The sequence below is a fragment of the Euzebya pacifica genome (genome assembly GCF_003344865.1).
Lineage (GTDB): Bacteria > Actinomycetota > Nitriliruptoria > Euzebyales > Euzebyaceae > Euzebya > Euzebya pacifica.
The window spans coordinates 4,869,104-4,881,626 of record NZ_CP031165.1; the positions used below are offsets into that span (position 1 = coordinate 4,869,104).

11 protein-coding genes are annotated in these 12,523 nt (G+C 70.7%); 7 read left to right on the forward strand and 4 right to left on the reverse strand.

The genetic code is table 11. The features are described 5' to 3' along the window. The first annotated feature begins 34 nt into the window (after window positions 1-34). Genes DVS28_RS20970 through DVS28_RS20980 form a run of 3 tightly spaced genes read left to right on the forward strand, consistent with a single transcriptional unit; the run spans window position 35 to window position 2,050 of the window. On the forward strand, window positions 35-1,189 hold the full coding sequence (locus DVS28_RS20970) for an NAD-dependent epimerase/dehydratase family protein (RefSeq protein ID WP_114593203.1): 1,155 nt from the start codon (window positions 35-37) through the stop codon (window positions 1,187-1,189). A 13-nt stretch (window positions 1,190-1,202) separates the two neighbouring features. After that, the gene (locus DVS28_RS20975) at window positions 1,203-1,640 is read left to right on the forward strand and encodes an FAS1-like dehydratase domain-containing protein (protein WP_114593204.1); all 438 of its coding nucleotides are present in this window, start codon (window positions 1,203-1,205) and stop codon (window positions 1,638-1,640) included. Next, window positions 1,640-2,050, forward strand: a complete 411-nt coding sequence (locus DVS28_RS20980; protein ID WP_114593205.1) for a MaoC/PaaZ C-terminal domain-containing protein — start codon at window positions 1,640-1,642, stop codon at window positions 2,048-2,050. Before DVS28_RS20975 ends, DVS28_RS20980 begins: the two co-directional genes overlap by 1 nt. Window positions 2,051-2,273: 223 nt before the next feature. On the opposite strand, the gene DVS28_RS20985 is transcribed toward DVS28_RS20980, so the two are convergent. Next, window positions 2,274-3,833 (reverse strand): AMP-binding protein, encoded by a 1,560-nt coding sequence (locus DVS28_RS20985; protein WP_174236216.1) that lies wholly within the window; start codon window positions 3,831-3,833, stop codon window positions 2,274-2,276. Between the two features lie 157 nt (window positions 3,834-3,990). Between DVS28_RS20985 and DVS28_RS20990 the strand changes: the two genes are divergently transcribed. From DVS28_RS20990 to DVS28_RS21000, 3 genes are read left to right on the forward strand one after another with little or no spacing between them, the layout of a single operon-like run. Beyond that, window positions 3,991-5,385 carry a phytoene desaturase family protein gene (locus DVS28_RS20990; RefSeq protein ID WP_114593206.1) on the forward strand — a complete coding sequence of 465 codons (1,395 nt, stop codon included), beginning with the start codon at window positions 3,991-3,993 and terminating at the stop codon, window positions 5,383-5,385. Then, on the forward strand, window positions 5,385-5,930 hold the full coding sequence (locus tag DVS28_RS20995; protein ID WP_114593207.1) for a VOC family protein: 546 nt from the start codon (window positions 5,385-5,387) through the stop codon (window positions 5,928-5,930). The genes DVS28_RS20990 and DVS28_RS20995 overlap by 1 nt, the downstream gene beginning before the upstream one ends. Window positions 5,931-5,961: 31 nt before the next feature. Next, the gene (locus DVS28_RS21000; RefSeq protein ID WP_164710851.1) at window positions 5,962-6,609 is read left to right on the forward strand and encodes a TetR/AcrR family transcriptional regulator; all 648 of its coding nucleotides are present in this window, start codon (window positions 5,962-5,964) and stop codon (window positions 6,607-6,609) included. Between the two features lie 13 nt (window positions 6,610-6,622). On the opposite strand, the gene DVS28_RS21005 is transcribed toward DVS28_RS21000, so the two are convergent. From DVS28_RS21005 to DVS28_RS21015, 3 genes are all read right to left on the reverse strand, one after another. Then, complete coding sequence (locus DVS28_RS21005) at window positions 6,623-9,913, reverse strand: ATP-binding protein (protein ID WP_114593209.1); 3,291 nt, start codon at window positions 9,911-9,913, stop codon at window positions 6,623-6,625. An 81-nt stretch (window positions 9,914-9,994) separates the two neighbouring features. Continuing rightward, window positions 9,995-10,411, reverse strand: coding sequence for a nuclear transport factor 2 family protein (locus DVS28_RS21010; protein WP_164710852.1), 417 nt, complete (start codon window positions 10,409-10,411; stop codon window positions 9,995-9,997). A 22-nt stretch (window positions 10,412-10,433) separates the two neighbouring features. Next, the gene (locus DVS28_RS21015) at window positions 10,434-11,873 is read right to left on the reverse strand and encodes a DUF1990 family protein (RefSeq protein ID WP_114593211.1); all 1,440 of its coding nucleotides are present in this window, start codon (window positions 11,871-11,873) and stop codon (window positions 10,434-10,436) included. 89 nt (window positions 11,874-11,962) lie between these two features. Between DVS28_RS21015 and DVS28_RS21020 the strand changes: the two genes are divergently transcribed. Continuing rightward, the gene (locus DVS28_RS21020) at window positions 11,963-12,520 is read left to right on the forward strand and encodes a hypothetical protein (RefSeq protein ID WP_114593212.1); all 558 of its coding nucleotides are present in this window, start codon (window positions 11,963-11,965) and stop codon (window positions 12,518-12,520) included. The last annotated feature ends 3 nt before the right edge of the window (window positions 12,521-12,523 follow it).

Consider the following 12,523-nt stretch of genomic DNA (forward strand, 5'->3'; position numbering starts at 1 on the left):
GGGCAGTGACCGTCCCCACGAGGAGCACCCCACGATGAGCGCACGGACCGCACTGGTCATCGGCGGCACCGGACCGACCGGGCCACCCCTGGTCGACGGGCTGGTCGAGCGAGGGTTCGACACGACGATCTTCCACACGGGCCGCCACGAGCTGCCCGACGGACCCGACGTGCCCCACCTGCACGGCGACCCCTACAGCGCCGACGGCATCGCCGACGCGCTGGGAGGCCGCCGCTTCGACGTGGTCGTGGCGACCTACGGGCGGGTCCGGCTGCTGGCCGAGCACGTCGCCGGCAGGTGCGACCACTTCCTGGCCGTGGGCGGCACACCGGTCTACGAGGGCTACGTCGAACCCCACCTCCACTTCCCCACCGGCATGGACATGCCCGTGCGGGAGGATCGCCACCCGTTGGTGCCGACCGAGGACATCCCCGACGCCCACTACCGCACGGCGGCGATCCGTCGGACCGAGGACACCGTCTTCGAGCTCGGCACCCGCGGGGCGTTCGACGCGACCTACCTGCGCTACCCGACGGTCTACGGGCCGAGGAACCCGCACGCGTGGGAGTGGACGGTCGTCCGCCGTGTGCTCGACGGTCGGCCGTGGATGATCCTGTCCGACGACGGGCGGGGCATCCACTCCCGAGCGGGTGCACGCAACGCCGCCCACGCGATCCTCTGCGCGATCGACCACCCGTCCGCGGCGGCCGGCAAGGCCTACAACGTCGCCGACGAGGACCTGGTCAGCATCCGGCAGTGGGCCGAGCTGACCGCCGAGGCGGCCGGCGGGTCGCTGGGCATCCGCTCGTTGCCCGGCGAGCTGCCGAGCCCCGGCTGGGGCGTCATCGCCTTCGGCTACAAGGGCACCCCGAGCTGTGTGCTGGACACCACCCGGCTGCGCGAGGACCTGGGCTACCGCGACGTGATGTCGCTGCGGGACGGCATCGCCGAGACGGTGGAGTGGATGCTGGCCAACCGCGAGCAGATGGACGCCAACCCCAACCTCGTCGACCCGTTCGACTACGACGCCGAGGACGCGCTGATGGCCGCCTACGACCGGGCCATGGCTGACCTGGCCCCGTACACCGAGCCGTTCACCAGCGGCATGAAGCGCATGCCGGTGCCGCAGACCGCGAAGGGCTCGAAGGCCGGCGACACCGCCGGCGACACGGCGGGGACCTCGTCGTGATCGGGCTGACATCGTGATCGGGCTGGAGGAGCTGCGCGACCGGGTGCTCGGCCGCGAGCTGGAGGGTGGCACGTGGACGCCGCTGGACTACGAGGCATGGCTGGCGGCCGACGCCATGCTGGCCCCGCCCCCGCAGGACGGCGCGATGCACCCGATGATGGTCTTCCATGCCACCGTGCGGGCCGTCGCCTACACCATCGGCGAGCTGTTCGAGCTGTTCGACTGCCCGTTGGAGGACGGCCCGATGCTGGGCGAGATGGACCTGCACCAGCACCGCCCGCTGCAGGTGGGCGAGACCTACGCGGTCCAGCCGACGATCGTCGACGTCGTCCGCAAGGAGGGCCGCAGCGGCACCTTCGACCTGATCGCCACCGAGTTCGTGGTGCGTGGCGACGACGGCGAAGCGGCCGCCACCCTCCGCAACACCTACGTCTGCCCGAGGAGGGCGTGATGACGACCCCGATCGTTGGCGAGGCGATCACCCCGCTGCACATCGACGGCGTGGACGGCCAGCAGATCAAGACCATGGCCGCCCTGCTGCGCGACCCCAACCCAATCCACTTCGACACCGACGTCACCCGGGCGCTGGGCATGGGCGATCGTGCGGTCAACCAGGGGCCGACCAACGTCGGTTACGTGGCCACCGCGCTGATGGCGTGGGCCGGCGGCGGCCCCGAGTGCATCCGCCACCTGAAGGTCCGCCTGGCCGGGAACGTCTTCGCCGGCGACCGCCTGACCGCCGGCGGCACCGTCGAGTCCCTCTCGGAGGAGGACGGCACCACCGTCGCCACCTGCACCGTGTGGCTGCGCCGCGACGACGACACCGTCGTGGTCACCGGCACCGCCGAAGTGGCCCTGTAGCCCTCGAGCCGACGAGGTGCGTGTGCGTTGGCCACCCCCTGTGGCAGCTCAACTCACCCGGGGTGGAGCGTCGTGCGGCATACCCACCCCCTGACGGCGTCCATGCCACACGTCGGCCAAGGCTGCGCGACATGGGCAGCCAGAGCCGACGCCGAACGCACACACCGTTCGTGTGCCCAACGCACAGAGGTGCCAACGCACCGCCGCCGGGCATCCCAAACCCCTACACCGTCCGGCCGGCGTCGTCCCAGTGCTGCTTGCGGAGCTCGCGCTTGAGGATCTTGCCGGTCGGCGCCTTGGGCAGCGCGTCGACGAACTCCACGCTCTTGGGCTTCTGGTAGGACGCGAGGTGTTCGCGGGCGGCGTCGATGATGTCGCGCTCGGTGGCCTCGTGGCCCTTGCGAAGCACGACGACGGCGTGGACGTTCTCGCCCCACACGTCGTCGGGGACGCCGATGACGGCGCACTCCAGCACGGCGGGATGGGCGTTGATCGCCTCCTCGACCTGCACCGAGTAGATGTTCTCGCCGCCCGAGATGATCATGTCCTTGGCGCGGTCGACGATGTAGACGAACCCGTCGGCGTCCCACGTCGCCATGTCGCCGGTCCACATCCAGCCGTCGCGCAATGTCTGCGCGGTCTGCTCCGGCTGCTGCCAGTAGCCCAGCATGTTCGCGGGTGAGCGCACGATGATCTCACCGGTCGTCTCGCCGTCCCGCGGGACCGGCTCGCCGTCGAACCCGACCACGCGCACGTCGGTGACAAACCCCTCCCGACCGCAGGACTTCAGCCGGTGCGGGTTGATGCCCTCGACCGCGTCGGCGTGGACCTCCTGGGACAGGAACGTCATCGTCGTGCCCTCCGTCTGCCCGTACCCCTGGATGAGGGTGCACGGGAAGGCCTCGAGCGCGCGCTTGACCACGGCGCTCGGCATCGGTCCGCCGCCGTACTGGATGTTGCGCAGGCTGGACAGGTCGAAGTCGTCGAAGTCCTCGACGTCCATCATCCAGCTGAGCATCGTGGTGATGCCGAGAAAGGCCGACACCCGCTCGCGCTGGATGACCTCCAGGGCCAGGCGAGGCTCGAAGTTGATCAGCACCACCGGGCAGCCGTGCGCCAGGTAGTTCATCGACAGCACCACGGGGATGTGGAACATCTGCCCGGTCAGCATGTAGACGTCGGTCGGCACGATCCGCTCGGCGACGGTCTGGTTGAGCATGCCCATCCAGGCGCTGCGGTGGGAGTGCAGCGCGCCCTTGGACCGTCCGGTGGTGCCTCCGGTGTAGAGGATGAAGAGGGGGTCGTCCTCCCCGACGCCGTCGGCCCACGGGGGCTCGTGGTCGCCGGCGCGGGCGACGAGCTCGGCGAGGCTGCCGCTGCCGTCGGGGGCGACGGCCAGGACGTGGGGGATGTCGAGCTCGCCGGCAAGGGTCTCGGCGACGTCCCGGAACTCCTCGGCCACGACGATCGCGGCGGGATCGCCGTCGGCGAGGATCTTCCCCAGCTCGACCTCACCCAGCCGCCAGTTCAGCGGCTGGGTGATCAGCCCGGCCCGGCCGCAGGCGAAGTAGAGGGCCTGGTACTCGATGGAGTTGCGGGACAGGACCGCAACTCGGTCCCCCTGCTCGAGCCCGAGCTCGTCGCGAAGCCCGTTGGCGAGCCGCCGGACGTACTCGTCGAGCGCGGCGAAGGTCATCCGTCGCCCGCTGGGGACGTCGATGAGGGCTTCGCGTTCACCGTCGAGGTGGGCCCACTTGGTCGGGATGCGGCCGATGTTGATCACGACCACAGTTCTACCATCCGTTTGGTAAGCAAATCCACCGCCTTCCGAGGACCCTGCGCCATCGAAGGCTTGCGCACCTCGCCTCCGGGTGCAACGATTACCAAACAGTCGTTTGGTGGATCGCCGACGACACCCCCAACCTGAGCAGGGAGCCGTGATGCAGAACTACGACGTCATCGTGATCGGAGCGGGAGCCGCCGGGCTGTCCGCAGCCGCGCTGCTGGCCAAGGAGGGGAAGTCCGTCCTCGTCGTCGAGCGCAGCCCCTTCCTCGGCGGCCGCGGCATGGCCACCCCCGACGAGGGCTACGAGCTGAACCTCGGCGCCCACCTCATGGAGGACTCCGGGTCGGGCCTGACGCGGATCTTCGAGCACGTCGGCAAGACGCTGGGCCACGGCCCCTCCAACACCGACATGCCCGTGTGGAACCACGAGACCGAGCAGTGGGGTTCCATCCGCGACCGCTACTCCGGCTCCAAGGACGAGCTGAAGGCCGTGATCAAGGCGCTCGTCGACACCCCCTACGAGGAGCTCGAGCGCTGGGACGACCGGCCCATGCGCGCGTGGATCCAGCAGTACACCAACCACCAGGGCGTCATCGACCTGTTCGAGTTCATCACCGTCATGGAGTGCATGACCGAGGACTGGTGGGACCACTCGGCGTCGGAGAACCTCTTCGTGCGCAAGATGCACTACGAGGAGAAGAACACCGCGGCGTACTCCTACTGGCCGGTGGGCGGCTGGCAGAAGCTGTTCACCGACCTGCGCGACGCCATCGAGGAGAACGGTGGCGAGGTTCGGCTCGGACAGCCGGTCAGCCGCGTGCTGATGGATGGTGGCGAGGTGAAGGGTGTCGCCCTGCCCCGCGCCGGTGCGGTGCTGCCCAACGAGATCTTCCACGAGGACGAGGTCCGCGCACCCGTCGTCATCTCCACGCTGCCCGTGTGGCACGTCCTCAACATCGTCGACGAGCATGCCCTGCCGGAGTGGTACGTCGACCAGATCAAGCAGATGGCGCAGGACAAGAACCGCATCTCGTGGGCCGGCCTGTACATGGCCACCGAGGAACCGATCCCGGTGCTGGACCGCCAGGAGATCGCGACGTGGCTGCACTCCCCCGTCGCCCGCGCCTCCGGCTTCATGTTCGAGATGTCGGCCCTGGACGAATCGGTCGCCCCCGACGGCAAGCACCTCTACGTGATGGGTGCGATGCTCCACGGGTTCGGACGAAACGGCGACATGGGATTCGTCAAGCAGAAGTTCGACGAGTTCGAGCAGGACGTCGAGACGATGTGGCCGGGCCTCGCCGACCACGTCTTCAAGCGCCGCCACCTGGTCTACGACCCCTCCTTCGGCGTCATCCAGAAGCCCGGACTGGTCGGCAGCTTCCGTCCGCACTGGAAGGCCCCCAACATCCAGGGCCTGTACTTCGCGTCGGAGACCTTCAAGTCCCGCGGCATCGGCATCGACCGGGCCGCACGTGCCGGCCTGTCGGCGGTGGAGGACATCCTCGGCCGTCGCCTGTGGCCGCTCGACGAGGGCTTCCGGTACTGATGCGCGACGTCGTCGGGCGGCTGGGCGTGGTCCGCGTGGACCACGTCGCGGTCGCCGTCCGGTCCATCGAGGCCGCCGTACCGCTGTTCCGCGACCTGCTGGGCGGCGAGTTCCTGCACGGCGGCAACGAGCCGGAACCGCTGGGCATCCGCACGATCCAGCTGGCGATGCCGAACGACCTGCGCATCGAGCTGCTCCAGCCCTGCACCCCCGACAGCTACCTCCACGCCGTCCTCGACAAGCGTGGCGAGGGCGTGCACCACATCACCGTCTTCGTCGCCGACATCCATGTGGCGCTGGCCGCGCTGGAGGAGGCCGGCATCGAGACGGTCGACACGGACCTCGAGACCGACCCGACGTGGCTGCAGACCTACGTCCGCCCGCGTTCGGGGTTCGGGATCGTCTGGCAGATCGTGCAGTCCGCCGACGACTGGAGCGTCCCCCAGGGCATCGCCTCGCTGGAGGCGGTCCTGGCCGGAGGGGTCGACTGGGCCACCAACCGGGTGGCCCGCAGCGACGGGGACGCGGGCAGCACACCGTCGTGAGGCGGCCCTCCCCGGTTACCCTTCGTTGACCATGCCTGCCGACCGCGCCCCCCGAGGCACCCGCGAAGCCCCACGCCGCAAGGACGAGGTGCTCGCCGCCGCCACCCGTGTGTTCCACGCCAAGGGCTACGCGACCGCGTCGATCCAGGACGTCGCCGACGAGCTCGGCATCCTCAAGGGCAGCCTCTACTACTACATCGACTCCAAGGAGGACCTGCTCTTCGACATCATCGACCGGGTCCACCGTGACACCGTCGAACGGCTCGAGGAGTGGCTCGAGGTCGAGGGTGACCCGCTGGTGCAGCTGCGGGCCTACCTCGAGCAGCAGGTGCAGGCGTACTGCCGGGACGTGCAGCAGGTCGGCGTGTTCCTCAACGACTTCGCCCATCTGTCGGAGGCGCGCCGAGCGACGATCCTGGCCGAACGCGACCGGTTCGACGCGGCCCTGCGCGACCTGCTGCGTCGAGGCGTCGAGTCCGGATCCATGGCCGCCGACGTCGACCCGAAGCTGACGGCCATGGCCGTCTTCGGGATGATGAACTGGATCAGCACCTGGTGGCGCGAGGACGGGCCGAGCACTCCCGAACAGGTCGCCCGGCAGTTCACCGACCTCGTGCTGGCCGGTGTCGTCGGCCCGGCCAGCGGGTCCCGAAGCGACCTGGGGCGCCCGGCGTCCTGATCGATCCGGACGGTCAGCTGGTCCGGACGTCCCAGCAGACCTCGACCTCGGGGTCGTACCGGCAGTGCACGCCCAGGTCGATGCTGCGTCGCAGGTGGTCGGCGAGATCGGGGCAGACCTCGTCGATCCGCTTGATCGCGTAACGGATGCGGGCACCGACCGCCTGGCGGGCCTTCTCCTCCCCGTCGGCGCCGAGCCGGGTTCGGTGGCCGAGGCCGGCCGACGCCCGGAGCTGCCCGACCAACCAGCCCCGTTCGGCCCGAACCGTCTCCAGCGTCGCCTCGTCACCGTGGTGCGCCGCCAGGGCCGCCCGTTCGTCGAGCTCGACGATCCTGCGGGCGTAGCGTCGACGCGCCTGGTCGTCGATGACCTCGAGCCGTCGTTCGAGGACGCCGGACCCGGTCAGGTCGAAGACGTGGACGTCCTGGCCGCTGTTGTCGAGGAGGACCGCGATGTCGCGCACGCCCTTGGCGTCGGGCACCACGGCGCTCGTGTCGCGGAGGCCGATGACCCAACCGTGACCGGTCTGCTGCCAGCGTCCGGTAGCGGGTTCCGGCTGCCCGGTGGCGCTGACGCCGGTGTGCTCGACGGTCGGAGTGCTCAGCCCGTGCCGGGCGAGTAGCTCCTTGGCTCGCCGCAGGAGCGGCCGCGCACCGATGTCCTTCGCGGTCCGGGCCGCACGCGCCAGGGCCGTGCGTGCCGCAGGGCGATCCCCGACCCGGAGGTGCAGCTCGCCGAGCTCCAGCAGGCACATGGCGACGCGCTGGGGCATGGGCATCGCCTCGTAGCACGCCAACGCGTCGTTCCAGCGTTCGATCACCGCCTTCGGATCACCGCCGCGGGACACGAGCGCCATCGCCTCGAGCCGCATCCGTTCCCCCGCGTGCACACGGGTCTCGCCCGTGGCCGCCCGGTCGCGGACGGCACGGACCACCGGGTCGAGGTCCTCGTCGATGCCTGCGGCCCGCACGGCCTCGGCGTACAGGGCCCCGACCTCGCCGGCCCAGAACGCGGGCCCGTCCGGGTCGGTCGCCGCGGTGAACGCCACACGGACACGCGCCACGGCCGTCTCGTGGTCGCCCTCGGCCAGCGCGACCTCGGTGGCGAGCTGTCCCCAGAAGCACTGGAACCAGATCTGCCGGGAGCTCGCCATCTCGCGGTCGGCCTCCTCCATCAGCCAGCGGGCCAGGCGGACGTCGCCGCTGCGGATCGCCGCCATGCCGGTCTGGGTCAGCAGGCCGCCCCGCGCCGCTCCCTCCGGCGCCAGGACCATCGCCTCCAGGCCGATCGCGAGGGCCTCCTCGAGGCGGCCGAGGTCGATGGAAGGGCCCAGCAGGTTGATGCGCAGGTCCATGCCGCGCGTGCGCCCGAGGCCATGGGCCTCCGCGAGGTCCACCGCCCGCTGACACTCCTCGATTGCCGCCTCGAAGGCACCCTGATTGGCCAGGATCCCGCTGTGCCCGCTCGCGGCCCGCATCTGCTGCACCACGGCACCGGCGTCCTCTGCGACGCGGCGAGCCCGGGCGAAGAGGCGAGCCGACTCCGCTGCGTCGCCGCGTTGCCCCCGGATGGTGGCCAGGGTGATGAGCGCCTCTGCCCATGCGGTCTGCTCCCCGACGGCCTCGGCGACCTCGGCAGCGTGGGCGGCAAGGGCCTCGCCCTCACCGAAGATGCCCTGCTTCATCATCGCGGTGGAGAAGGCGGCCTCGACGCGGGCACGAAGGGGGGTCCGCTGGTCGCGCACGAGGGACAACGCCGTCCGGAACGCGGGCTCGGACCGTTCCCAGTCGAGGTCGTGGCCGCGGCCGACCAGCGTGTGCAGCGCGGCTGCCCGTTCGCGGTCCTGCTCGGCATCACCGAGGAGCTCCAGCCCCTTCGTGGCCAGCGCGACCGTGCGACGCTCGTCGAGGTCGGCGAGCGCGCACTGGGAGGCGGCCTGCATGACGCCGGGAAGGTCGGTGCCGACCCGGGCCTCGGCGTCGGGCACCAGGTGCCACAGCTCAGCGACCCGTTCGAGGGACAGCCGGGCATCCCTGTAGGCGAACACCGTCCGTGCATGTGTCGCCGCACGGAACGCCGCCTCGAGCTCCTCGTCACGACGACCGGCGACGCGGAGATGCCTCGCCAGCTCGGCGGCATCCTCGGCGTCGATCCCGCCACCCTGCAGGAGGCGGTCGGCGAGCGCGCTGTGGACCGCCAGGAGCTCGCTCGGCAGGGAACCGGCCTCGATCGCATCCGCGATGAGGGCATGGCGCAGCCGGTACGCCACCCCGTCGACGATCAGCAGGTGGCGTTCGATCGCCTCGCGCACGGCCGCGTCGAGCTCGTCGGGCGCCAGGCTGCTGACCTCGAGCAGCACGACGTGGTCGACCGGCCCGCCGACGGCGGCAAGGATGCGCAGGACCTGCTTGGTCCGCTGGGCGCACCCGTCGAACCGGGCGAGCAGGAGGTCGGCCAGCTGGTCGGTCAGCGCCCCGTGCCCGTTCGCCAGCTCCAGGGCGTACAGCGGGTTGCCTCCGGAGCGGTCCATGACGTCGCCGAGCTCACGGGCGTCCATGACCCGGTCGCGCAGCAGGGACAGCAGGGCCGCCGCGTCGAGCGGGCCGAGGTCGAGCCTGGTTGCCCGTGGCGAACGGGTGACGGTGTCCAGCAACGGCCTGGCCGGGTGCCCGCGCCCGATCTCGGTCGTCCGGGCCGTCATCACGACGAGGGCCCGGACGCCACCGAGGTTGGCGAGCAGGTAGCCAAGGACGTCGCGGCTGGCTGGGTCGCACCAGTGGACGTCCTCGATGACCAGCACCAGCAGGGGACACGCAGCGGCCGCCTGCTCGACCACCCCGAGCAGGTGCTCCACGAGCTGGTCCTGGCCGAGGGCGTCGACGCGGCTCGTCATCCCCTCCGCGCCCAGCAGGTCAGGGACCAAACGGCTCAGCGAGACCCTGGCGGCGGCGCTGATCTCGACCCCCCACTGCTCTGGGTCTCGCAGGACGGGACGGATCGCCTGGACGGTGGCGGCGTAGGGCAGCTGACCGGCGCCGGTGTCGAGGCACTCGCCGCGGAGCACGCGTGCGCCCTCGAGCCCAGCGACGAAGGTGTCGACCACCGTGCTCTTGCCGATCCCCGCGTCGCCGGAGACCAGGACGATCCGTGCGTCGTGGCCCCGTCGGGCCTCCTCTGCGACGCGGAGGAGGACCCCGAGCTCGTCGTCACGACCGAGCGGCCTGCCCCCGCTGGTGCGCACACGGAACGGCGACGCAGACAAGGCGTCCTGCGACGGCACTGCTGCCCCTGCACCCACGTTCACGGCGCGTTCCTCCCCTTGTGGGGAGGAGACTAGTTCGGATACGCCGCTGTTCCAAGGGTCGGAGCACGATTCATGCGGTCGTCACCCGTTGGCGGCTCGGACCTGGCGGGCGACGTCGCGGGTGTCGTACCAGAGGCTGAGTCGTGCGATGTGGCCGTCCTCGTCGATGTCGAACACGTCGACGGCGTCGAAGGCGATGTCGGCACCGCCCACGGTTCGCCCCTCGAACCCGATCTCGACGGTCACGACCCGGTCGGCGACGGAGATCCGGGTGGGTGTGTCGGTGCCGCGTTCGAACCCGGCCAGCAACGGCGGGTAGTAGGCCGCGATGTCCGCTCGCCCCTGCCGGTCGCGCGACCCCACCGGGCTGAACGTCGCATCCTCCGCGAACAGCGCCGCCAGGGCGTCGAAGTCACGCGCGTTGACGGCAGCGAAGTAGGCCTCGACAGTGGCGCGAGGGTTGGTGGGACGGGGCTCGGAAGCGGGCGAATCGGGCACGAACCGAATACTGACTGATCAGTCAGTAGGTCACAAGGGTCGGGTCGGGATCGCCGACTCGCGCGCGGACGAGCTCGTCCATGCGCCGGAGGGCGTTGCGGGCGAAGCGCTTCTGCATCCAGCGGCCGAACACCTTCATGCCGAGCCAGACGATCGGGTTGGTGATGCGGGCCGGGCGGCTGTAGGCGTGGATGCGGAACTGCACCTCGCCGGTGTCCAGCCACTTCCACACCTCGAAGTCCATCTGCCCGGTCTCCAGGTGCCCCTCGAGGGTGCGGTAGTTCCAGCCCCACCGTCGGACGGGCCGGTCGTCGACGGTGGCGGTCTCGTCGCGGACGTCACCGACCCGCAGGCCGAGCAGGAACCGCAGCCCGTAGAACCGCGCTTCGAGCATCATGTTGCGTTGCGCCAGCGGGACGTCGGCCCAGTAGACGGCCCGGACGATGCGCGGGTCGACGAAGGCGTAGTCCTCGATCAGCAGTGCGGCTGTTTCCCAGGGGCCATCGGGGATCGGGTCGCCGGGAGGTTCGTGCGGCAGCGCTCGGCACCAGTCGTCGAGGATCCATCCCTGGTCCACGTCGTCGATGTCCACGGTGTCGAGGGCGTAGTTGAGCCCGGAGTCGGGCAGCCGCTCCAACCCTCGCCTGGCCCTGTCCGACACCGGCGCGGTCGATACCGTCCGGCGTTGGTCCGCACCGGGCCCGTCGGCATCCTCCTCGATGATGTCGGTGTCCATCTCCACGGAGGTCATGACCACGCCGCCCGCAAGGGCGACGACGCCTGCGCAGAACTCGGCCCACATGTGCAGCTGGATCTCGCTGGCGAGCGGCACGCGGTCGTAGAGGACGTGGAACAGCCGGTTCCCGCTGCGGGCGAAGGACTCGATCTCGAAGACGGTCCAGTCGAACCGGTCGTGGGCCCGGGCTCGAAAGGTGATCTGTCCTGCCTCCATGTGCCCGTCGAGCGTAATCAGCGTGAACGACGTCGCATCGGCGTCGACGACCCTGACAGGACCGTTCCAGGGGCCGGGCAGGTACACCACGTACTCGTTGCCGACCTCGATCCGGTCGGTCTTGCCGTCGGGTGAGCCGTCCTCGAAGCGGGCCATCGCCTCGGGAGTCGCCGCGTTGATGTCCCGCCGCAGGGTGGCCACGACCTGCTCGGGCGTCATCGCGCTGTCGGTGAAGGCGATGCGATAGGAACGGCGGTACAGCGGGCCCACCCCGTCAGCGGCCCGCTGGACGACGTCGAGGTCGCCGACCACGTCGCGGTCGAGGTCGGGCACGTCCGGCACCGTCTGGGCGGACCGTCCCCGACGGTAGAGGGGCACGCGGTGGAACAGGTAGGACAGGGTGGTCCACAACATGCTGGTCGCCCAGCGCCACACGCGCTGGGCCCGGGTCGACACCGTCAGTGCGGGGGCGCGGCCGTCGGCATCGGGCATGTCGGGAATGGAGGGCATGGTCCCCCTGTACCCACGCGGGACCGGAATGCACCGACCTGCAGCGAGGTGGAGGTGTGAGGGCAGCCACGAATGGACACATCCTCCAGGTGATCACCAACCTCCTCCGGCAGGTGGCGCCGTGGATCCTGCGCGCGGCCCACGACATCGGCCTCGCCGCCTGGTTCGGCGGGGCCTACTTCGGCGCGGTGTCGCTCAACGGGGCTTCCCGGGAGGTCGAGGACCCCACCCAGCGCAGCCGTGTGGCCAACGCCGGCTGGTTCCGTTGGGCGGCGATCGTGCCGGTCGCCATCGGCGCGCACCTCGTCGGCGGCGTCGGCCTGCTGGCCCATCAGGACCACGACGACTCCGGCACCGAGCGGACCGTGGCGCTGCTGCGTGCGGGCGTGCTCGGCACCGCCATGCTGGCCACGCTGGAGAGCGGCCGTCTCGGGCGAAAAGTGGCCGCGGCCGGCGACGTGCCGGTGGCGACGGCGGTCCGACCGATCGCGGACACCCCGGCGGAGGTCGCCTCCTGCCAGCGCCGCCTGCGGGTACTCCAATGGGTGATCCCTGCCGCCACGGCCAGCCTCGTCGTCATCGACGCGTGGCAGTCCTCCCGCAGCGGGACCCGCCCGGCACCCCGCGAGTGGCTGCGGGGCCGCTGAGCG

Excerpts from the sequence above, each read along its gene's own strand:
- DVS28_RS20980 (WP_114593205.1), top strand. The coding sequence starts at position 1,640 with ATGACGACCCCGATCGTTGGCGAGGCGATCACCCCGCTGCACATCGAC.
- DVS28_RS21015 (WP_114593211.1), bottom strand. The coding sequence starts at position 11,873 with ATGCCCTCCATTCCCGACATGCCCGATGCCGACGGCCGCGCCCCCGCA.
- DVS28_RS20990 (WP_114593206.1), top strand. The coding sequence starts at position 3,991 with ATGCAGAACTACGACGTCATCGTGATCGGAGCGGGAGCCGCCGGGCTG.
- DVS28_RS20995 (WP_114593207.1), top strand. The coding sequence starts at position 5,385 with ATGCGCGACGTCGTCGGGCGGCTGGGCGTGGTCCGCGTGGACCACGTC.
- DVS28_RS21000 (WP_164710851.1), top strand. The coding sequence starts at position 5,962 with ATGCCTGCCGACCGCGCCCCCCGAGGCACCCGCGAAGCCCCACGCCGC.
- DVS28_RS20970 (WP_114593203.1), top strand. The coding sequence starts at position 35 with ATGAGCGCACGGACCGCACTGGTCATCGGCGGCACCGGACCGACCGGG.